The organism is Amycolatopsis sp. NPDC031561 (assembly GCF_055580625.1).
Map to the genome: position 1 here is coordinate 376,638 of NZ_JBVILA010000004.1, position 19,984 is coordinate 396,621.

Genomic DNA, 19,984 nt, shown 5'->3' on the forward strand with positions numbered 1-19,984 from the left:
AGGACCGTAGCCCAGATTTTGAACACGTTCAAGAGGGAGCTGTTCACCTGAAGCTCACCCCTGCGGCAGCCGAGGATGCGTAAGGTCGCACCGACTGTCGCCCTCAAAACGGGGAGTTCAAGACCGTGAAACGCATCGCCGCCGTGCTCACCTCGGGCGCATTGCTGGCCGGGACGCTCCTGGCCGCCACCCCGGCCGAAGCCACCGCCGGGAAGAACGTCCGCTTCGCGACGTTCAACGCCTCGCTCAACCGCGGCGCGGCGGGGCAGCTCGTGACCGACCTGTCGCAGCCGGGCAACGCGCAGGCGAACGAGGTCGCCGAGGTGATCCAGCGCAACCGGCCGGACGTGCTGCTGATCAACGAGTTCGACTACGTGCCGGAAAACCGCGCCGCGAACCTGTTCCGCGAGAACTACCTCGAGCGCGGCCAGAACGGCGCCGCCCCGATCGACTACCCGTACGCCTTCACGGCGCCGTCGAACACCGGCGTCGCGACCGGGTTCGACCTCGACCGCAACGGCCAGGTCGGCGGCGGCAACGACGCGCACGGCTTCGGCCTCTTCGAGGGCCAGTACGGCATGCTCGTGCTGTCCAAGTACCCGATCGACACCCGGAGCGTGCGGACGTTCCAGAAGTTCCTCTGGAAGGACATGCCGGGCGCGCTGCTCCCGGACGACCCGGCCACCCCGGCGCCGGCCGACTGGTATTCGCCGCAGGCACTCGACGTGCTGCGCCTGTCGTCGAAGTCCCACTGGGACGTCCCGATCCGCGTCGGCCGCTCGACCGTGCACTTCCTGGCCGCGCACCCGACGCCGCCCACCTTCGACGGTCCCGAAGACCGCAACGGCACCCGCAACAACGACGAGATCCGCTTCTGGGCCGACTACGTGACCCCGGGCAAGGGCCGCTACATCCACGACGACCGCGGCCGTCGCGGCGGACTGGGCGCGCACGAGAAGTTCGTCATCGCCGGAGACCACAACTCCGACCCGCTCGACGGCGACAGCGTCCCCGGCGCGATCTCCCGGCTGCTGAACTCGCCTCGCGTCATCGAGACGCGCCCGGGCAGCGAAGGCGCGGTGCGCGCCGCGCGGGACCAGGCAGGCGCCAACATCGGCCAGAAGGGCGACCCGTTCTTCGACACCGGCGACTTCAACGACAACGCGCCGGGGAACCTGCGGATCGACTACGTCCTGCCGTCGAAGGGCCTGTTCCCCTGGCGTGCCGAGGTCTTCTGGCCGCTGCCCGATTCACCGCTGGCCCGGCTCAACGACGCCTCGGACCACCACCTGGTGCGGGTCGACGTGTTCATCCCGCGCTGGTAGCCCTCAGCCGGCGCTGAGCCGTGAAGTGCCCGGGCCGGTCAAGGTGGCCAGCCCGGCGCTCCGGCCGCTCACCGCCAGGAGCAGGTCGGCGAGCGGTCCCCGCACCTCTTCGGTGCCCGCGCCGCCGGTCCATCCGGTGTCGGTGGCGATCAACCGCAGGTCCTTGCAGCGTTTGCGGGCACCCCAGAACGGGCTGACGAGGAGATGCTCCAGCGCCGCGATCACCGGCTTCTCGGGCATGGGCCTGTCGATGCCCAGCGGGCGGGCGACGTCCTGACCGTGGATGAGGACGTCGGCGAGCGGGTCGATCGGCTTGGCGCCGGGGGAGCGGCGCGGCGAGGCCGCGTCGTCGCGGATCTGGGCGACGAGTTCGGCGGGGGAGAATCGCGCGGCGTAACCGACGGCCTGGTCGACGTTCATCTTGTCCCAGTTGCCCTTGGCCTTGACGGCGCCGATGAGGGTGTCCCGGAGCCGGTTCCTGGTGGACTGCGCCAGATGGGCGGCCATCGCGTGCACCGTCCACTCCGGACAAAGGGTCTTCACCGACCACGCCTGCTCGTCCAGCTCCTCCAGCAGGTCCGCGAAGCTCAGTCTTTCCGTCTTGGTCCAGGCCGAGATCTCGTCCATTTCCCGCTCCTCCCCTTCGCCGTCGACACGGCTTCCGGGCAGGACCCTAGCCGTGACCTAGCCTGGGATCCATGAAGATCGCGATTCTCGACGATTATCAGGAAGTGGCGCTCGGCTTCGGGGACTGGGACTCCCTCGGCGCCGACGTCAAGGTGTTCACCGAGCCGTTCGCGGATCCCGCCGAGGTGGTGGCCCGTCTCCGGGACTTCGACGTCGTGGTCGCGATGCGCGAACGCACCCGCTTCCCCGCCGAGGTCCTCGACCGGCTGCCCGCGCTCGAGCTGCTCGTGAGCACCGGCCACCGCAACGCCGCGATCGACGTGGCCGCCGCCCGGCGCAACGGCGTGGTCGTCTGCTCCACCGGCTACATCGCGGCACCGGCGGCCGAGCACACCTGGGCGCTGATCCTCGCCGCCGCGCGGAACGTGCCGGAAGAGTCCCGGAACATGCGTGAGGGCGGCTGGCAGACCACGGTCGGCACGATCCTGGCGGGCAAGACCCTCGGGCTGCTCGGGCTTGGCAGGCTCGGCGCCGGTGCGGCCAAGATCGGCCAGGCGTTCGGCATGGAGACCATCGCCTGGAGCCAGAACCTGACCCAGGAGAAGGCCGGATCCCACGGGGTGACGGCGGTGTCGAAGGACGAGCTGTTCGCCCGCGCCGACGTCCTGTCGGTCCACCTGGTGCTCAGTGACCGCAGCCGCGGGCTCGTCGGCGCCCCGGAACTCGCCGCGATGAAGCCGACGGCGATCCTGGTCAACACGTCGCGCGGCCCGATCGTGGACGAAGCCGCCTTGGTGGACGCCTTGCGCCGCAAGGAGATCGCGGTCGCCGCGCTGGATGTCTACGACGTCGAGCCACTGCCCTCGGAGCATCCGCTGCGGACACTGGACAACGTCGTGCTCACCCCGCACATCGGCTACGTCACCCGGGAGACCTACGAGATCTTCTACCGCGACGCGGTCGAGGACATCGCGGCCTTCCAGGCGGGTTCGCCGGTTCGCGTCATGGAGTGACGCCGCGCAGCTCCGAGAGGACGGCGTCGGTGAAGGGCGGCCACACTTCGGCCGCCCACGGGCCGAAAGCACGGTCGGTGAGCGCGACGCAGGCGGCACCGGCCTCGGGGTCGACCCAGAGGAACGTGCCGGACTGCCCGAAGTGGCCGAAGGTCCGCGGCGAGCTCGACGAACCGGTCCAATGCGGACTCTTGTGGTCGCGGATCTCGAAACCGAGGCCCCAGTCGTTCGGCTTCTGGTGGCCGAAGCCGGGCAGGACACCGGAAAGTCCGGGGAAGACCACGGAAGTCGCCTCGCGCACCGTTTCGGCGGCGATGAGCTTCGGGGCCTGCAGTTCTGCTGCGAAGGCGACCAGGTCGTCCACAGTGGACTCCGCGCCGGAGGCGGGGGAGCCGGTCAGCTTGGTCGACTTCATGCCCAGCGGCTGGAAAAGCGCCTCCGCCTGGTAGTCGGCGAAGGGGATACCGGAGTGCTCGGTGAGCGCGTCGGCCAGCTGCTCGAACCCGGCGTTGGAGTACAGGCGCCGGTTGCCCGGCTCGGCCATCTGCTTGTGCTCGTTGAAGGCCAGGCCCGAGGTGTGCGCGAGCAGGTGCCGGATCGTGGAGCCTTCCGGCCCGGCGGGGGTGTCGAGTTCGACGACGCCCTCTTCGATGGCGATCAGCGCGGCGTAGGCCGTCAGCGGCTTCGTCACCGACGCCAGCTTGTAGACCTTCGTCGTGTCGCCGTGCGTGCCCAGCACGTCACCGGCGGCGGTCACCACGGCCGTGGCGGCGTTGTCCACCGGCCACTGTTCGATCTCGCGCAGGCTCTCCATGCCCCACACCCTACGAAGCCCGGGCCGGTCGGGGCGGCCCGGGCTTCGCAGTGAGGGGGATCAGGCGTCGAGGTCGGTCGCCACCAGCTCGGCGATGGCGTCGACGGCCGCCTCGGCACCTTCACCCTCGGCACTGATGATGACCTCGTCGCCGTAACCGGCGGCGAGCGTCATCAGGTTCAGCACGCTGCCGGCCGCGACCGGGTCGCCGCCCGCCTTGGCGATGGACACCGCGACGGGCTGCGCCGCGGCCGCCTTGGCGACCGTCGCCGCGGGCCTGGCGTGCAGGCCCACCTTGCTGGCCACGGTGACGCGTTTCTCCGGCATGTTCTTTCCCTTTCGTGCCTTTGTTCCTTGGAGCTGAAACTACTTGACGGGCTTCGCCGCGGTGGCTTCGAGATCGGCCTCGATCGAGTCGTCCTCGCGGCCCGGGGTCCGCAGGTTCCACTTGGTGATCACGAAACGGAAGATCACGTAGTAGATGACCGCGTAGGCCAGGCCGATCGGGATGAGCAGCCAGACGTTGCCGCTCGCCGCCGGGTGGCTGAAGTTGAGCCCGAAGTCGATCGCGCCGGCGGAGAAGCCGAAGCCGAGGTGGATGTCGAGCGCGTTCACCAGCGCCATCGAGGTACCGGTCAGGACCGCGTGGATCAGGTACAGCGGCCAAGCGACGTACATGAACGAGAACTCGATCGGTTCGGTGACACCGGTCAGGAACGAGGTCAGCGCACCGGCGATCATCACACCGCCGACGATCTTCTTCTGGCTGGGCTTCGCGGTCTGCCAGATCGCCAGCGCCGCGGCGGGGATGGCGAACATGAAGATCGGGAAGAACCCGGTCATGAAGGCGCCGCGGGTCGGGTCGCCCTTGAAGAACTCGGTCAGGTCGCCACCGTCGAAGATGAACCACACCGGCACGTTCAGCAGCTGGTGCAGACCGACCGGGATCAGGAGCCGGTTGAGGAAGCCGTAGATACCGCCACCGACCACGGGGGAGCCGGTGACCGCCTCACCGGCGGCCTGGATGCCTTCGTTGACCCAGTGGAAGACGAGACCCAGCGGCACCGCGAGGACCAGCAGCACGAGGGCGGTGATGATCGGCACGAACCGGCGGCCGCCGAAGAAGGCCAGGTACGGCGGCAGCTTGATGCGGTAGAACTTCTGCCACAGCAGCGCCGTGACGAGGCCGACGATCACACCGGCCAGCACGCTGTAAGGCCACTTGATCGGGTTGAGCATCAGGCCGGCGGGCTTTTCGGGGTTCCAGCCGGGAAGCTCTTCGAACGGCGCGAAGACGCGAAGAACACTGGTGAAAACGAAGAAGCCGACCACGGCGGCGAGGCCGGTGGCACCGTCGCTCTTCCGGGCGAACCCGACCGCGATACCCACCGCGAACAGGAGCGGCAGCCAGTTGAACAGCGAGTCACCAGCGGCACCGATGGCCGCGGCGACCTTGTCCCAGCCGAGGCCGTCCGCGCCGAGCAGGTCGGGCTGACCGAGCCTCGACAGGAGAGCGGCGGCGGGCAAAGCGGCGATGGGGAGCATGAGGCTGCGGCCGAAGCGCTGAAGGCCGGCAAGTCCCTTGCCCTTGCCTTTGCTCTTCGCCCCCTCGGCGGTGGTGGAGCTCATCGGGTACCTCCGTAGTGAGGATGGTGACCGGAATCCGGGGTGTTCCGGTCCAGCTGCATGGTGACCTGGTAGTGATCGCCCCGGTACCAGGAAGTCATGTCTTCGATCGGTTCCCCGTTGACGCTGGAGACCCGGCGGAAGACAAGAAGCGGACTGCCGGCGCGCATGCCGAGCAGGCGTGCCGTTTCGCGGTCCGCGGATTCCGCCCAGACCGTCTGCCACGCGTGGTCCGGGCGGAGGTCGTACGACTGGGCGAGTTGGACGTACAACGATCGAGTGAGATCGAGGTCGAGCAGACCGGGCATCCGCCCGGCGTGATACCAGCCGCGTTCGACCGCCAGCGGCACCCCGTCGGCACGGCGGAGCCGCACCAGCCGGTGCGCCGGGGTCCCGGCGGTCAGGCCGAGGGCGTGCGCCGAAGGGGCGGGCGGGACCTCGGTGGCGGTCTTGACGACCTCCGTGGTCGGGGTCATCCCGCGACGGCGCATGTCCTCGGTGAAGGACATCAAGTAGAGCTGCAATTCCATCCGCCTCGCGGCGGTGAACGTCCCCTTGCCGCGCACTCGCGACAAGAGTCCTTCTTCGACCAGCTTGCCGATCGCGGACCGGACCGTGAGTCTTGACACCTGATAGGTCTCGGCCAGGTCACGTTCCGAGGGGATCGGTGAGCCGGGGGGTAGCTCACGCTCCACCGTGCGGCGCAGAATCTCCCGCAGCTGGGCGTGTTTGGGCGTCGGTCCGTTGATCACACGGTCGGACGGCGGCAGCTGCGCCGAAGCGCTCATGACGGTCACCGTCCTTTCGGTCCGTTCGGTTGGGTACCCGTACTCGCATCTGGTCCGGAAGATTGGTACGTTCCGGTCTAGACCAATGATCCGATGGGGCAGGATGCTCCGTCGCACGAGCGGGTGTCAACCACCGTTACGCGTTCGTGGCCAGGGATGGCGTGCGAGTCGGCGAACGGCGTAGTACAGCTGGTTCGCATGTGGGAAACCGACAGGGAACAGGGAGACCGCGATGGCGGATGACAGGCCGGAAAAGATCCTCGCGGCGCTCGGCGGCGCCGAGAACGTCATCGAGGTGGAAGGGTGCATCACCCGGCTGCGCTGTGAGCTCGAAGACATGAGCCTGCTCGACGAGGCGGCGCTGAAGGCCGCCGGTGCGATGGGTGTCGTGCGCATGGGCGCCGGTGTCCAGGTGATCGTGGGGCCGGAGGCCGACACGATCGCCAGCGACATCGAGGACCTGATGTGAGTCTCGAAATTCTGAGCCCGGTAAGCGGTAAGACGACCGCTATGACCGAAGTGCCCGATCCGGTCTTCGCGCAGGCGATGGTCGGCCCCGGCCTCGCGGTCCTGCCCTCGGGCGGGCGCCAGGACGCGGTCTCGCCGGTCGACGGGACGGTCGTGACCCTGCACCCGCACGCTTTCGTGGTGGCCACCGAAGACGGCCGCGGCGTGCTGGTCCACCTCGGGATCGACACGGTCAAGCAGAAGGGCGAGGGGTTCACTCTCCACGTCGTCAAGGGTGAGACCGTCCGCGCCGGGCAGCCGGTCGTCGAATGGGATCCCGAAGCGGTCGTGGCCGCGGGCTACTCGCCGATCGTGCCCGTGGTGGCGCTGGACGCGAAGGCCGAGGTCCTTTCAGGACTGCTCACCGGCGGCGATGTCGAGGCGGGCGACCCGATCTTCACCTGGGACAGCTGAAACGCAAGACAAAGAAGGGTCCCTTCAGGACGAATTTCGTCCTGAAGGGACCCTTCTCGCGTTTCGTCAGGCCGTGACGACCTGGCCGTTGGTGACCTTGACCGCGATCGAAGGCAGCGGCTGGTCCGCGGGTCCCTTTTTGACCGCGCCGGTCTTCGCGTCGAAGATCGAGTTGTGGCAAGGACACTTGAGTTCCGCGCCCTCCGGGACGACCGCGCAGCCCTGGTGCGTGCAGATCGCGCTGAACGCGGCCGCGGTGCCTTCGGCGGTCCTGGTGACGATGACGTCCTTGCCGTCGGCGGTCTTGGCGGCCTTCGCCTGGCCGACCTCGATGTCGGAGAGCGCGGTCAGGGTCTCGCCCGGTGCCGCGGCGGGCGGTGCCGCGGCCGAGCCGGCCGACGGGGTGTCGCTTCCGCAGGCCGTGAGGGCCACGGCACCGACGGCCGCGCCGGCGACGGCGGCCCCGGTGGTCAGGACGGTGCGGCGGGAGTGGAGTTCGGCAGTCATGCCCATACACACGTCCGGAGCGGCCAACCGGTTCAATTTCGCCGACCATCGGGTGCCGGATTGAACCGGGAGCCCCTTTTTTCCGTGTTCAAAGGCATAGGGGAACCGAACACGCGGAAAGAGATACGGACATGATCCGGTGGTTGTTGCGGGCGGTGGTGGCGGCGGGCCTGCTCGGCTCGGCGTGGGTGCATTACGTCGTATGGCAGGACTGGGCGTCCGAAACGGCGGTGGTCGGTCCACTCTTCCTGGTGAACGTGGTGGCCGGCGTGGTCATCGCGGTCGCCGTCCTGGTCTGGCACCACTGGCTTCCCGTGCTCGCGGCGGTCGGCTTCGGCTTGGCGACGCTGGGTGCGTACGTGCTTTCGCTGACGACAGGGTTCTTCGGCGTCTCCGAGCGCTTCACCACCCAGGCCGAGCTCTGGGGCCTGATCACCGAAGTGGCTTGCGTGGTCTTCGCCCTCCCTCTGCTCTTCAACCGTGAAAGCACCGATCGGTGAAGGAATTCGCGGAGGACCGGCTGATGCGGGCTTTGCACGAGGAGCACGCCGCGGCGCTCTGGTCCTACGCACTGCACCTGACCAGCGGAGACCGGGTCCGCGCCGAGGACGTCGTCCAGGAGACGCTGCTGCGGGCCTGGCGCAACGCCAAGGTGCTCGACCAGTCCGAGGGGTCGGCGCGGGGCTGGCTGTTCACCGTCGCGAGACGGATAGCCATCGACGACTGGCGCGCCGCCGAGGCGCATCCGGAGGTGGTGACCGGCGAACCACCCGAAACGTCGGTCACGGACGGCACAGAACGGGCGGTCCAAGGCTGGCTGGTCGCCGAAGCCCTCGGTGAGCTCTCGCCGAGACATCGGGACGTGCTCGTTTTGTGCTATTTCCAGGGTTACTCCGTCGCCGACGCTGCGAAGCGGCTGGGTGTGGCCGAAGGGACGATCAAGTCGCGGACGCACTACGCCTTGCGGGCGTTGCGGCTGGTATTGGAGGAAAGAGGGGTGACTCAATGACCGACCCCTTCGCCACTTACGACGCGGCCTACGTGCTCGGGGCGTTGTCCCCGGAAGACCGGTTCGCGTACGAGAAACACCTTCGCGTGTGCGACCGGTGCGCCGCTTCGGTCCGCGATCTGGCCGGGATCCCCGGTCTCCTCGCGCAGGCCGGTGCCCCCGCGCTGCTGGAGGAGGAACCGGCACCCTCGCCGGAACTGCTGCCGACCGTGCTCAAACGGGTCCGCCGGGGAAGGCGGATCCAACGGGCGATCACCACCGCCGCCACCGGGGTGGCCGTCGCGGCCAGTGTCGCGCTCGCGGTCGTCCTGACCGGGCCGATCGCGGCCGCCGGGAACCCGATGACCCCGCTCGGCGACTACCCGGTGACCGCCGAGGTCGCCATGTCCGCCACGGACACCGGTACGAAGGTCGACATGACCTGCAGCTACGGCGGCAACCGCACCGGGGACTACATCCTGGTCGCCGTCGACGCCGACGGCGGCACCAGCGAACTGGCGTCCTGGCGCGCGATGCCCAAGGACACCGCGCACATCGTGGTCGGCACCGCGATGCGCACCGGCGACATCAAGGCGCTGGAGATCCGCACGCCCTCGGGTCTCCCGCTGCTGCGGATGAACCCCTGATCCCGGTGTCATGACAGGCCTTCGGTGCCGGGAGCGGGGCGGATTGGTGCTGCGGTCCATGAGCTGAAGGACGCTTTCCCCGCATGCGATGCGGCGATGGGCCCCTTCAGCCACCTGCGGTATTGAGGGTTGAGGCAAGTGTCCGGTTGACGTGGCCGACGAGGCGCGAAGTGTCGCTCAGGACGAGGGGTGTGTGGAAATAGGGACGTTCGATGTCCCTATTTCCACACACCCCGTCGTGACCAGACCGATCGCGCGGGAGTGTGTGGATTTCTGGTCATCCAACGTCCCAAAATCCACACAGTCGGTGCCGCAGGTCCGGCGTCGCGCAGAGCCGATAACCCGCCGCGTCCTCCTGTTGCCGGCGCTGAAGGACGCTTTCGCCGCATGCGATGCGGCGAAGGGCCCCTTCAGCCCCTGCCCGTCCTGCCGAAAGTGCGTGAAAGTCCCTGTCACGAAAAGAAATCCTTGCCTCACCGAGCGCGACGGGCGCACTCTTGATCTTGTGTTCCTGCCGATCGCCTTCACGGTGGCGGGCGCCGGATCGGCGCTCGCCACGCGCTCCTGCCTGCGCCGGGCGGGAGCGCCGGTGACGGCGTGGGCGGCGGGCCTCACGGCCGCGCTGCTCCTCGCGGTCAGCCTGCGTCACCAAGCGGGAGCGTGGCCGTCGTGGTGGCTCGCGGTCCCGGCCGTGCTGACCGTCTTCGCGGTCCCGCTCGCGCTCGCCGACCTCAAGTACCGCCGCCTGCCCGACGTCCTGACCCTGCCCGCGTACCCGGCCCTCGCCGCCGCGCTCGCGGTCGCCGCCGCCGGGGGAGGGGCGGACATCGCCTGGCGGGCCGTCCTCGGCGCGCTGGTCTTCGGCGGGGCGCACGCGCTCGTCCATGCGGTTTCGCCGCGCTCGCTCGGCGCCGGTGACGTGAAGCTCGCCGGGAGCCTGGGCGCGGTCCTCGCCGCGACGGGCTGGCCGTCGGTCGTGCTCGGCGCAGTCGCTGCGGCGCTTTTGAGCGTGGCACTCGCGGTGGGCGGGCCCCGGCATCCGACCGTGCCGCACGGGCCCGGTCTCCTGGTCGCGGCGTGGGCGCTCGCGATCTTCGCCGGACCCGGTCCGGGATAGCCCGGCCTGTCCTGGGACGGAGAGGAGGTTGTGACAGGATCTATCAGGTGTTGCGCTGGATAACCGCAGGGGAATCGCACGGACCCGCCCTCGCCGCCATCCTGGAAGGGATGCCCGCCGGGGTCGAGGTCACCACCGCCGAAGTGGGCGAGCAGCTCGCGCGACGGAGGCTCGGCTTCGGCCGCAGCCCCCGGATGGGCTTCGAGACCGACCACATCGAGTTCACCGGCGGCGTCCGGCACGGGCTGACCCAAGGTGGCCCCGTAGCGGTCCAGATCGAGAACGCCGAGTGGCCCAAGTGGGAAAAGGTCATGTCGGCCGATCCCGTGCCCGCCGAGGAACTGGACGGCCTGGCGCGCAACGAGCCGCTGACCCGTCCCCGGCCCGGCCACGCGGACCTGCCCGGGATGCAGAAGTACGGCTTCCCCGAGGCCCGTCCGGTGCTGGAGCGCGCGAGCGCGCGCGAGACGGCCTCGCGGACGGCGCTCGGCACGGTGGCCCGCGCGTACCTCAAGCAGCTGCTCGGGGTCGAGATCCTCAGCCACGTCGTGTCGATCGGCGGCGCCTCGGCGCCGGAGGGCCCGCTGCCCGTGGCGTCGGACCTGCCCGCCATCGACGAGAGCCCGGTCCGCGCCTTCGGCCAGGAGGGGACCGACGCGATGGTCGCCGAGGTCGACGCCGTGCGGAAGGCGGGTGACACCGTCGGCGGCGTGATCGAGGTGATCGCCTACGGACTGCCGCCGGGCCTCGGCTCGCACGTGCACTGGGACCGCAGGCTCGACGCCCGCCTCGCCGGCGCGCTCATGGGCGTGCAGGCGATGAAGGGCGTGGAGGTCGGCGACGGCTTCACCACGGCCAAGCGCTGGGGCAGCCAGGCCCACGACGAGATCGACCGCGGCACCGGTCCGGTCGGGGTGACCCGCCGGTCCAACCGCGCGGGCGGGCTCGAAGGCGGCATCACCAACGGCGAGCCGCTGCGCGTGCGCGTCGCGATGAAGCCGATCTCGACCGTCCCCAAGGCACTGTCCACTGTGGACGTCACGACCGGTGAGCCCGCGGTGGCCATCCACCAGCGTTCCGACGTCTGCGCGGTACCCCGCGCCGGTGTCGTGCTGGAGTCGGTGGTCGCGCTGGTCCTCGCGGACGCCGCGCTGGAGAAGTTCGGCGGGGACTCGCTGGCCGAGGGCAAGCGCAACGTCGAGGGCTACCTGAAGGCGCTCGAGGAGCGCTGGTGACCCCTCGTGCGGTGATCATCGGGCCGCCGGGTTCGGGCAAGAGCACGGTCGGCCCGGCGCTCGCCGCCCGGCTCGGTCTCGCCTTCCGTGACAGCGACGACGACATCGTCGCGAGCGCGGGCAAGCCCATCACCGACATCTTCACCGAGGAGGGCGAGCCCGCCTTCCGCGCGCTGGAGGAGGAGATGGTCGCGAAGGCACTGGCCGAACACGACGGCGTCCTCTCCCTGGGCGGCGGGGCCCCGATCACCCCGGGCACCCGCGAGCGGCTGGCCGGGCACACGGTGGTCTTCCTCAACGTCGGGATGGCCGCCGGGGTCCAGCGCGCCGGGCTGTCCACCGCGCGCCCGTTGCTGGCCGGGGTCAACCCCCGCGCCACCTACAAGGCACTGCTCGACGCACGGCTGCCGGTGTACAGCGAGGTGGCCACGTTCGAGATCGAAACCGACCACCTGACGCCCGACGAGGTCGTCGAGGCCGCCATCATCGGATTGACCGAGATCAGCAAGGAACGAGCATGAAGCGCACCATCGCCGGCGTTCTTCTCGCCGTCTTGACCTTGAGCCTGACCGCGTGCAGCGAGGAAAAGCAGCCCCCGGGCTCGGACGTGATCCAGACCAGCGCCGCGGAGACCGGCTCGGCGACATCGGCTTCGGCCGCGCCCGAAGCCGATGTCGCCGCCGACGTCCAGGTCATGAAGTGCGAGAGCACCAGCTACACCCCGAAGGTCACCATCGAGGTCACTAACAGCACCGGTGAGGACGCGCGCTACGCCGTCACCATCGCGATCAAGGACGCCGAGGGCAAGGCCTCCGGCGAGGCGCTGTTCGCCAAGAACCGGATGACGCCGGGCCAGAAGGTGACCGAAGAGATCCCGGGTGACACCCCGGTCAAGGGCAAGATCTCCTGCGAGGTCGCCAGGGCCAAGCGGCTTCCGCCGAAGTGAGGGAAACGATGACCGAGCCGGTTCGCATCACCGTCAACACCGCCAAGCCGTACGACGTCGTCATCGGGCGCGGCCTGCTGGGCGAGCTCACCGAGCAGCTCGCCGACGCCTCCAAGGTCGCGCTGATCCACCCGCCGACGCTGACGACCACCGCCGAGGCCATCCGCGACGAACTGGCCGAGGCCGGGATCGACGCGCACCGGGTCGAGATCCCCGACGCCGAGGACGGCAAGGCGCTCACCGTCGCCAGCTTCTGCTGGGAGGTCCTCGGCCGGATGGGCCTGGACCGGCAGGGAGTGGTCGTCGGGCTCGGCGGCGGCGCCGTGACCGACCTGGCGGGCTTCGTCGCCGCGACCTGGATGCGCGGCGTCCGGCTGGTCAACGTCCCCACCACGCTGCTGGGCATGGTCGACGCCTCGCTCGGTGGGAAGACCGGCATCAACACCGAGGCGGGCAAGAACCTCGTCGGCGTCTTCCACGAGCCGAGCGCGGTCCTGGTCGACCTGGCGACGCTGGAAACGTTGCCGCCCAACGAACTCGTCGCCGGTATGGCCGAAGTCGTCAAGGCCGGGTTCATCGCGGACCCGCGCATCCTCGAACTCGTCGAGCAGGACTCGGCCGCGGCGCTGGACACCACCGGTGACATCATCGGCGAGCTGGTCCGCCGCTCGATCCAGGTCAAGGCCGACGTAGTCGCCGTGGACCTGCGCGAGTCGGACCTGCGCGAGATCCTCAACTACGGCCACACCCTCGCCCACGCCATCGAACGCCGTGAGAAGTACCGGTGGCGCCATGGTGCCGCGGTCAGCGTCGGGCTGGTGTTCGCCGCCGAGCTCGCGCGTCTGGCGGGCCGTCTCGACGACGCCACCGCGGAGCGGCACACGGCCGTGCTCAAGATGCTGGGACTGCCGACCACCTACGATCCGGACGCGCTCCCGCACTTGCTGGAGACGATGAAGGGCGACAAGAAGACCCGGTCGGGCGTGCTGCGCTTCGTCGTCCTGGACGGGCTCGCCAAGCCGGGCAGGCTGGAAGGCCCCGACCCGTCGCTGCTCGCGGCGGCGTACTCGGTGGTGGCGGGCGAGGCTCCCAAGGCCGGCGGGAGCGTGCTGCTGTGAAGGTGCTCGTCCTCAACGGTCCCAACCTCGGCAGGCTCGGCCTGCGCGAACCCGGTATCTACGGTTCCGCGACGCACGCCGATCTGGCCGAGACCTGCGTCGGGACCGGCAAGGAACTCGGGATCGACGTCGAGGTCCGCCAGACCGACCACGAGGGCGAGATGGTCGGCTGGCTGCACGAAGCCGCCGACGCGGGCTGGCCGGTGGTGCTCAACGCGGCCGCGTGGACGCACTACTCGATCGCGGTCCGCGACGCCGCCGCCCAGATCGAGGCGCCGCTGATCGAACTGCACATCTCCAACGTGCACAAGCGCGAGCAGTTCCGGCACCACAGCGTGCTTTCGGATATCGCCACGGCCGTCATCGCCGGGCTCGGGGTCGACGGCTATCCGCTCGCCCTGCGCTGGATGGCCGCGAACGCGGCATGAACAACCCGCCCGAGATCACGACCTCGCGGCTGCGACTGCGCGCGCTGACCGAGTCCGACACCGAGGAGATCGTCAAGCTCTTCGCCGACCCGGCGTTGAGCGCGCATTTCGCGGTCCCGCTCACCGACCCGGACCTCGTCCGCGAGATGGTCGGACGGCGGCTGGCGTACCGCGGCCCGGCCGGGATGGGGCACTGGGCGATCGAACGCGACGGCGAAGTGATCGGCCTCGCGCATCTGCGGCCGTCGGAAGAACTGCCCGGCGGGGTTCCGGAGATCGGCTACTACCTGGCGCGTGCGCACGGCGGGCAGGGTTTGGCGACCGAGGCCGCGCGAGCCCTGCTGGAGCACGGGCTCGTCGTGCTCGGGCTGTCGTCGGTGTGGGCGCTGGTCGGTGAGTCCAATGTGGCCAGTCTGAACCTGGTGCGGCGCTTGGGTTTCCTGGACGTCGGCAGCGGCGACCACTACGGCAGCGGGCCGCATCGCGTGCTCGTCGCGTTGCCGTCGGAGCACGGGCGGGCCCACCACATCGAACTGTGGGTGCCGGATCTCGCGCGCGCCGAGGAGAGCTGGGGCTGGCTGCTCGGCGAACTCGGCTGGCGGGAATTCCAGCGCTGGCCCGCCGGCGTCAGCTGGAAACACGGCTCGACGTACCTCGTCGTCGAGCGTTCTCCCGCGCTCAGCGGCGAAAAGCACGAGCGCACCGCGGCGGGTCTGAACCACCTCGCGCTGCACGTTGATTCCCGCGATCGGGTGAACGAACTGGCTTCGAAGGCCGTCGAACATGGCTGGTCGCCGATGTTCGCGGACAAGTTTCCGTATGCGGGGGGTGATCACCACTACGCCGCCTACCTCGAAAACACCGATGGCTTCGAGGTGGAATTGGTCGCCCTACCGGGGAGTGACGTCACCCAGCTGGGTTAAGTCTCGCTACACTCGGCCATCATGCGCCTTTTTCGTGGGGGTCGGCGACCCGCCCGTGTCGTGGTGGCCCTCCTCGCGGTCGGCGCGGTCCTCATGGCGTGCAGCGACGGTCATACGCAGTCCCAGGCCGACGGCAAGGGCGGCGGGATCGGCGGAGTCCAGCTGACGCCCGGTGAGAAGCCCCGGCTGATGGACGTCGAGCTCGCCACGGGCGACCCTCGCGCCGGCGGCGGAGTGGTCGCGGCCGGCGATCAGGACGCGGTCTACAACTACGGCCCGACCGTGATGCGGGACGGCGGCAAGCTCCGGATGTGGTGGTGCAGCCAGTACGGCAGCGCCCAGCCTCCCGGTGACGACGTCCTCTACGCGCAGTCGCCCTCGCTCGACGGTCCCTTCACCGGCCCGTCCGGCGGCGGCCCCGCGGCGGTGTTCTCCGGCGCGCCCGGCGGTTTCGACGGGATGCACACCTGCGATCCCTCGGTGATCAAGGTCGGCTCGACCTACTACATGTACTACACCGGCGCGGCGGGCGATCACGCCCTCGGCAACTCGATCGGGCTCGCCACCAGCCCCGACGGGCTCAAGTGGACCCGGGCGGCGGGCGGGCAGCCGATCATCGGCCCCTCGCACGACGTGCACCGCGCCAACAACGTCTACGGCGCCGGCCAGCCCTCGGCGGTGTACCTCGACGGCTGGTTCTACGTGCTCTTCACCGACACCACGGCCAAGGCCGCCGGGTGGAACGGCGCCGGCCAGTTCCTGCTGCGCGCCAAGGACGCGGCCTTCAGCCAGGGCGTGGAGACGCTGGGGGAGCAGGGCTTCGTGCCCAAGCCCAGCACGATCTCGCCGCGCACCCGCTCGCTGGTCGACGGGTTCAGCACCGATCTGATGTGGGTCGGCTCGCTCGACGCCTTCGTGATCGCGCACGAGACCGACACAGGCACCACGCTCACCTTCTGGACCAGGGATTTCAGCGCGCAGCCGTACCGGCCGGTGGTCATCCCCGGCGCGTGGAAGGAGGGTCCCGGCCTGGTCCGGCGGCCCGACGGGCACGCGCCGCTCTCCTCGGGCGACGTCTGCGACAGGGTCCCGTTCGACGTCGTCCGGGCCACGATCGTCGGCGGCGCGGGGGCGCCGACCGACCTCAAGCATTTCGGCCTGGACGTCCGCGGCTCGCGGGCCTGCGACGGCGACGCCCGGACGCGGACCGCGTTCGAAGGTGTCGCGATGCCTTCGCCGCAGCGGACCATCGACCTGGTCGCCGACGGCAAACTGGTGCGGGTCGACCGGCGCTCGGTGGCGGCGGTGCTCGCGGGTGAGGTGCTGGACCAGCGGCTCAAGGTCGTCGAGAAGTTCCCGCAGGCCGCGCGCCTGAGCGCCGGGGCGAAGATGGTGCGCGCGCCCGGCCGCGGGATCGGCGTGGTGCTCGACGGCAAGCTGTTCGCCGTGCCCGACGCCGGGGCCGCCGCGCTGAACGACTCGACCGTCGAGGAGATCAGCGATCAGGCCTGGGACGGCTTCCCGGCCGGTTTCCCGCTCGCGGGCTGATCTTCTTCTTCGTCGTCCCCGGTCTTGGTGATGCGGCCGCCGACGAACAGGCCGAGCCCGGCCGGGAGGAGCACCAACAAGGCCGAGAAGGCGGCGCCGCCGGTGAGCGCGCCGCCGAGTTCCGAGGCGCCGGTCTGGTCGACGAACACCGCGCGCCCGATCACGTACAGCACACCCGAGACCGGGCCCGCGATCAGCGCCGCGATGAACCAGTTCCGGCCGCGGTCCGGTTTGCCCTGCCAGGCGTCTACGGCGCTCCAGCCCGCCGCCGCGCCGACCAGGATCGCGAGGGCGAGGGAGGTGACGAGGGTCTTGTCGGTGGGGTTGAAGACCTCGTACTTGGCCAGCACGGTGACGGCCACGCCGTGCAGCAGCGCCATCACGAGTCCACGAGTCAGCCACGGTGCCATGGGGCGAGTTTAACTCGCGAGTAGCGACAGTCGCCCCCACCCGCGCGGATCGCGTTTAGTCCTCTGGTTGCGATCTTGGCGGGCCGTCCTCTCGGAAGCGCGTCAGCGGCCTGCGAGACGTTTCCGTCAGCGCGCGACATAATACGACAGTGCGTGAATACTTCTCTCGCCGCCGCGCGGCGCTGCGTTCCCTGCTGGCCGACTCCGGGGTGGACGCGCTGCTGGTCACGGACCTGCTCAACATCAGGTACCTGACCGGCTTCACCGGGTCCAACGCCGCTCTCCTCGTCCACGAGGGCGGTGACGACAAGACGATCTTCTGCACCGACGGCCGCTACACGGTCCAGTCGGCGACCGAGGTGCCCGACCTCGAACGGGTGCTGGACCGCGCGAGCGCGGCCAAGCTCGCCGATCTGGCGGCCGAAAAGGACTTCGGCAAGACCGGGTTCGAGAGCCAGCACGTCAGTGTCGAGCAGCACGAGGACCTCAAGGTGCGCTTCGACCGCGTCCAGCTGGTCCGGACGCCCGGTCTCGTCGAGCAGCTGCGGCTGGTCAAGGACGAGCAGGAGATCGAGGCGCTGCGCCAGGCGTGCGCCGCGGCCGACAGGGCGCTGGAGGACCTGGTGTCCGCCGGTGGGCTCCGGCCGGGCCGCACCGAGCTCGACGTCGCCCGTGATCTGGAGAACCGCATGCTCGGCCACGGGTCGACTGGGCCTTCGTTCGACACGATCGTCGCGGCGGGCGTCAACTCCGCGATCCCGCACCACCGGCCGACCCCGGCCGTGCTCGCGACCGGCGACTTCGTCAAGATCGACTTCGGCGCCACGGTCGACGGCTACCACTCCGACATGACCCGCACCTTCGTGCTCGGCAAGCCCGCGGCGTGGCAGGAAGAGATCTACGAGCTGGTCCAGCGCGCGCAGGCGGCGGGCTGTGACGCCGTTCTTCCCGGCGCCGAAGTGTCCGAAGTGGACAAGGCGGCCCGTGGCGTGATCGTCGGCGCGGGGCGCGGCGAGGAGTTCGGCCACGGTCTCGGCCACGGGGTCGGACTGCAGGTGCACGAGGCGCCCAGCCTCGCCACCACCGGCGTCGGTACACTGTCCGCCGGTATGGCCGTCACCGTCGAACCTGGTGTGTATCTGCCCGGACGCGGAGGCGTGCGCATCGAGGACACGCTGGTCGTGCGGGAAGGTACGCCCGAACTCCTCACGCTGAGCACCAAGGAACTCGTGGTCGTCTGACGGCGGCCCGGAAGATCGACACAGGAGACTGCACACTCGTGGCCACCACCAACGACCTGAAGAACGGGCTCGTCCTCAACCTCGACGGCCAGCTCTGGACCGTCACCGCGTTCCAGCACGTCAAGCCGGGCAAGGGCGGCGCGTTCGTCCGCACCACGCTCAAGCACGTGCTGACCGGCAAGGTCGTCGACAAGACCTTCAACGCGGGAACGAAGGTCGAGACGGCCACCGTCGACCGCCGCAACATGACGTACCTGTACAAGGACGGCGCGGACTTCGTGTTCATGGACTCGGAGACCTACGACCAGATCACCGTGCTGGCCGAGACCGTCGCCGACAACGCGAACTACCTGCTCGAGAACTTCGAGGTCCAGGTCGCGGTGCACGAGGGCACGCCGCTGTACATCGAGCTGCCGACCTCGGTCGAGCTGATCGTCCAGCACACCGACCCCGGCCTGCAGGGCGACCGTTCCACCGGTGGCACCAAGCCGGCCACCCTGGAGACCGGCGCCGAGATCCAGGTGCCGCTGTTCCTCACCACCGGCGAGAAGATCAAGGTCGACACCCGTGACGGCCGCTACCTGGGTCGCGTCTCCAACTGATGGCCGGTTCAGACAAGTCAGCCAAGTCGCCGAACCGCGGTGGGCCGATCAGCCGACGGCAGGCGCGCAAGCGTGCCGTCGAGATGATGTACGAGGCCGCCCAGCGCGGTGCCGACGCCGTGACGCTGCTGGCGGACAGGGTCGGTTCGGTCGAGGTCGACCCGATCGCGGACTACACGATCTCGCTGGTCGAGGGCGTCACCGGGCGGAAGACCCAGATCGACGAGCTGCTCTCGGAGCACGCTCAGGGCTGGACGCTGGACCGGATGCCGCCGGTGGACCTGGCGGTGCTGCGGGTCGGCGTCTACGAGCTGCTGTGGGCCACGGACGTGCCGGACCCGGTCGCCATCGACGAGGCCGTCGGGCTGGCGAAGGAGCTGTCGACCGACGACTCGCCGCGTTTCGTGAACGGTGTGCTCGGCCGCATCGGCACGATCGCCGACCGTCTCCGAGCGGTTCTCTAGAAGACGTACCACAACGGGCCGTGTCCTCTGCCGAGGGCACGGCCCGTTTTCATGCTCGATGGTGCGGGTTGGCGTTTCCGGTCCCCCCGGACCGAAAACGTCGCCATCTCTAGTCCTCTTTGGACGGTCGAGCCTCGGGCGGCAGCACACCCCAGTCGATCAGCTGCTCGGTGAGTTCACCGGGGGTCATGTCGTAGATGATCGCCAGTGAACGCAGGTCCTCGGTGCGGATGGAGAGCACCTTGCCGTTGTAGTCGCCGCGCTGGCTCTGGATGGTGGCCGCGTAGCGGGCGAGCGGTCCGACCTTCTCCGCCGGGAGCTGCTGTAGGCGCTCCAGGTTTATGACGATCTTCGTGGCTGGCTCGGCACCCGACGGCACCCGGCCCTCCGGCAGCAGTTCCACCACCGGCACGCCGTAGAAATCGGCCAGCTCGGCGAGCTTCTGCACGGTGACGGCGCGGTCGCCGCGCTCGTACGAGCCGACGACGACGGCCTTCCAGCGGCCTCCGGACTTCTGCTCGACCCCGTGCAGGGACAGGCCCTGCTGCTGGCGGATCCCCCGGAGCTTGGCCCCGAGCGCCTTGGCGTAATCGCCCATCTGGTGGTTCTCCGTTTCCTCACCCCCAACCGGTCGAAGTGACCGGTCCAGGGGACTCTAGAGTCGAATACTCAGAGTAATGGTTACGCATAGTTGTC

At 69.5% G+C, this 19,984-nt stretch carries 25 protein-coding genes and 1 pseudogene; 18 read left to right on the top strand and 8 right to left on the bottom strand.

The features are described 5' to 3' along the window. Positions 1-125 precede the first annotated feature (125 nt). Positions 126-1,325: an endonuclease/exonuclease/phosphatase family protein gene (locus ACZ5IK_RS13400; protein ID WP_465487932.1), complete on the top strand. Its 1,200-nt coding sequence runs from the start codon at positions 126-128 to the stop codon at positions 1,323-1,325. Between the two features lie 3 nt (positions 1,326-1,328). Here the strand turns inward: ACZ5IK_RS13400 and ACZ5IK_RS13405 are convergent, their stop codons facing one another. Further along, complete coding sequence (locus ACZ5IK_RS13405) at positions 1,329-1,952, bottom strand: maleylpyruvate isomerase family mycothiol-dependent enzyme (RefSeq protein ID WP_465487933.1); 624 nt, start codon at positions 1,950-1,952, stop codon at positions 1,329-1,331. Between the two features lie 71 nt (positions 1,953-2,023). On the opposite strand from ACZ5IK_RS13405, the gene ACZ5IK_RS13410 reads away from it, so the two are divergent. Next, positions 2,024-2,965, top strand: coding sequence for a D-2-hydroxyacid dehydrogenase family protein (locus ACZ5IK_RS13410; protein ID WP_465487934.1), 942 nt, complete (start codon positions 2,024-2,026; stop codon positions 2,963-2,965). Here the strand turns inward: ACZ5IK_RS13410 and ACZ5IK_RS13415 are convergent. The 4 genes from ACZ5IK_RS13415 to ACZ5IK_RS13430 are packed head-to-tail and all read right to left on the bottom strand — an operon-like array spanning position 2,955 to position 6,193. Next, positions 2,955-3,779, bottom strand: coding sequence for a serine hydrolase domain-containing protein (locus ACZ5IK_RS13415; RefSeq protein ID WP_465487935.1), 825 nt, complete (start codon positions 3,777-3,779; stop codon positions 2,955-2,957). The two genes, ACZ5IK_RS13410 and ACZ5IK_RS13415, sit on opposite strands and share 11 nt — an antisense overlap. Positions 3,780-3,839: 60 nt before the next feature. After that, positions 3,840-4,106, bottom strand: a complete 267-nt coding sequence (locus tag ACZ5IK_RS13420; RefSeq protein WP_076163675.1) for an HPr family phosphocarrier protein — start codon at positions 4,104-4,106, stop codon at positions 3,840-3,842. 39 nt (positions 4,107-4,145) lie between these two features. After that, a complete protein-coding gene (locus tag ACZ5IK_RS13425; RefSeq protein ID WP_465487936.1) occupies positions 4,146-5,408 on the bottom strand; it encodes a PTS transporter subunit EIIC in 1,263 nt (420 codons plus the stop codon). Further along, complete coding sequence (locus ACZ5IK_RS13430) at positions 5,405-6,193, bottom strand: GntR family transcriptional regulator (RefSeq protein ID WP_076163796.1); 789 nt, start codon at positions 6,191-6,193, stop codon at positions 5,405-5,407. Before ACZ5IK_RS13430 ends, ACZ5IK_RS13425 begins: the two co-directional genes overlap by 4 nt. Positions 6,194-6,416: 223 nt before the next feature. Here ACZ5IK_RS13430 and ACZ5IK_RS13435 point away from each other — a divergent pair. Continuing rightward, positions 6,417-6,662, top strand: a pseudogene (locus ACZ5IK_RS13435) (PTS sugar transporter subunit IIB); the annotation flags it as partial. After that, positions 6,659-7,114 (top strand): PTS sugar transporter subunit IIA, encoded by a 456-nt coding sequence (locus ACZ5IK_RS13440; protein ID WP_410662617.1) that lies wholly within the window; start codon positions 6,659-6,661, stop codon positions 7,112-7,114. The pseudogene ACZ5IK_RS13435 and the gene ACZ5IK_RS13440, both read left to right, overlap by 4 nt. Before the next feature lie 66 nt (positions 7,115-7,180). On the opposite strand, the gene ACZ5IK_RS13445 is transcribed toward ACZ5IK_RS13440, so the two are convergent. After that, on the bottom strand, positions 7,181-7,621 hold the full coding sequence (locus tag ACZ5IK_RS13445; protein WP_465487937.1) for a QcrA and Rieske domain-containing protein: 441 nt from the start codon (positions 7,619-7,621) through the stop codon (positions 7,181-7,183). Between the two features lie 131 nt (positions 7,622-7,752). On the opposite strand from ACZ5IK_RS13445, the gene ACZ5IK_RS13450 reads away from it, so the two are divergent. From ACZ5IK_RS13450 to ACZ5IK_RS13500, 11 genes are all read left to right on the top strand, one after another. Further along, positions 7,753-8,121, top strand: coding sequence for a hypothetical protein (locus tag ACZ5IK_RS13450; RefSeq protein ID WP_101606720.1), 369 nt, complete (start codon positions 7,753-7,755; stop codon positions 8,119-8,121). Continuing rightward, positions 8,118-8,630 carry a sigma-70 family RNA polymerase sigma factor gene (locus tag ACZ5IK_RS13455; protein ID WP_410601954.1) on the top strand — a complete coding sequence of 171 codons (513 nt, stop codon included), beginning with the start codon at positions 8,118-8,120 and terminating at the stop codon, positions 8,628-8,630. The genes ACZ5IK_RS13450 and ACZ5IK_RS13455 overlap by 4 nt, the downstream gene beginning before the upstream one ends. Then, on the top strand, positions 8,627-9,256 hold the full coding sequence (locus ACZ5IK_RS13460; RefSeq protein WP_465487938.1) for an anti-sigma factor family protein: 630 nt from the start codon (positions 8,627-8,629) through the stop codon (positions 9,254-9,256). The genes ACZ5IK_RS13455 and ACZ5IK_RS13460 overlap by 4 nt, the downstream gene beginning before the upstream one ends. Positions 9,257-9,761: 505 nt before the next feature. Further along, complete coding sequence (locus tag ACZ5IK_RS13465; protein WP_465487939.1) at positions 9,762-10,373, top strand: prepilin peptidase; 612 nt, start codon at positions 9,762-9,764, stop codon at positions 10,371-10,373. Positions 10,374-10,420: 47 nt separating this feature from the next. Beyond that, entirely contained in the window at positions 10,421-11,608 is a 1,188-nt protein-coding gene (gene aroC, locus ACZ5IK_RS13470) for a chorismate synthase (protein ID WP_101606724.1), read from the top strand. Beyond that, complete coding sequence (locus ACZ5IK_RS13475; RefSeq protein WP_465487940.1) at positions 11,605-12,129, top strand: shikimate kinase; 525 nt, start codon at positions 11,605-11,607, stop codon at positions 12,127-12,129. Before aroC ends, ACZ5IK_RS13475 begins: the two co-directional genes overlap by 4 nt. After that, entirely contained in the window at positions 12,126-12,554 is a 429-nt protein-coding gene (locus ACZ5IK_RS13480; RefSeq protein ID WP_465487941.1) for a hypothetical protein, read from the top strand. Before ACZ5IK_RS13475 ends, ACZ5IK_RS13480 begins: the two co-directional genes overlap by 4 nt. Before the next feature lie 8 nt (positions 12,555-12,562). Continuing rightward, on the top strand, positions 12,563-13,672 hold the full coding sequence (gene aroB, locus ACZ5IK_RS13485) for a 3-dehydroquinate synthase (RefSeq protein ID WP_465487942.1): 1,110 nt from the start codon (positions 12,563-12,565) through the stop codon (positions 13,670-13,672). Next, positions 13,669-14,100: a type II 3-dehydroquinate dehydratase gene (gene aroQ / locus ACZ5IK_RS13490; protein ID WP_465487943.1), complete on the top strand. Its 432-nt coding sequence runs from the start codon at positions 13,669-13,671 to the stop codon at positions 14,098-14,100. Before aroB ends, aroQ begins: the two co-directional genes overlap by 4 nt. Continuing rightward, positions 14,097-15,023 carry a GNAT family N-acetyltransferase gene (locus ACZ5IK_RS13495; RefSeq protein ID WP_465487944.1) on the top strand — a complete coding sequence of 309 codons (927 nt, stop codon included), beginning with the start codon at positions 14,097-14,099 and terminating at the stop codon, positions 15,021-15,023. Before aroQ ends, ACZ5IK_RS13495 begins: the two co-directional genes overlap by 4 nt. A gap of 60 nt (positions 15,024-15,083) precedes the next feature. After that, entirely contained in the window at positions 15,084-16,571 is a 1,488-nt protein-coding gene (locus tag ACZ5IK_RS13500; RefSeq protein ID WP_465488024.1) for a glycoside hydrolase family protein, read from the top strand. Here the strand turns inward: ACZ5IK_RS13500 and ACZ5IK_RS13505 are convergent. Next, positions 16,526-16,981: a B-4DMT family transporter gene (locus ACZ5IK_RS13505; protein WP_465487945.1), complete on the bottom strand. Its 456-nt coding sequence runs from the start codon at positions 16,979-16,981 to the stop codon at positions 16,526-16,528. The two genes, ACZ5IK_RS13500 and ACZ5IK_RS13505, sit on opposite strands and share 46 nt — an antisense overlap. 149 nt (positions 16,982-17,130) lie before the next feature. Here ACZ5IK_RS13505 and ACZ5IK_RS13510 point away from each other — a divergent pair, with 149 nt between their 5' ends. The 3 genes from ACZ5IK_RS13510 to nusB are packed head-to-tail and all read left to right on the top strand — an operon-like array spanning position 17,131 to position 19,288. Next, positions 17,131-18,222: a M24 family metallopeptidase gene (locus ACZ5IK_RS13510; protein ID WP_101606732.1), complete on the top strand. Its 1,092-nt coding sequence runs from the start codon at positions 17,131-17,133 to the stop codon at positions 18,220-18,222. 38 nt (positions 18,223-18,260) lie between these two features. Then, entirely contained in the window at positions 18,261-18,824 is a 564-nt protein-coding gene (gene efp / locus ACZ5IK_RS13515; protein ID WP_101606733.1) for an elongation factor P, read from the top strand. Continuing rightward, on the top strand, positions 18,824-19,288 hold the full coding sequence (gene nusB / locus ACZ5IK_RS13520) for a transcription antitermination factor NusB (RefSeq protein ID WP_101606734.1): 465 nt from the start codon (positions 18,824-18,826) through the stop codon (positions 19,286-19,288). Before efp ends, nusB begins: the two co-directional genes overlap by 1 nt. A 109-nt stretch (positions 19,289-19,397) precedes the next feature. Here nusB and bldD read toward each other — a convergent pair whose 3' ends face one another. Beyond that, on the bottom strand, positions 19,398-19,886 hold the full coding sequence (bldD, locus tag ACZ5IK_RS13525; protein WP_003096372.1) for a transcriptional regulator BldD: 489 nt from the start codon (positions 19,884-19,886) through the stop codon (positions 19,398-19,400). Positions 19,887-19,984: the final 98 nt, after the last annotated feature.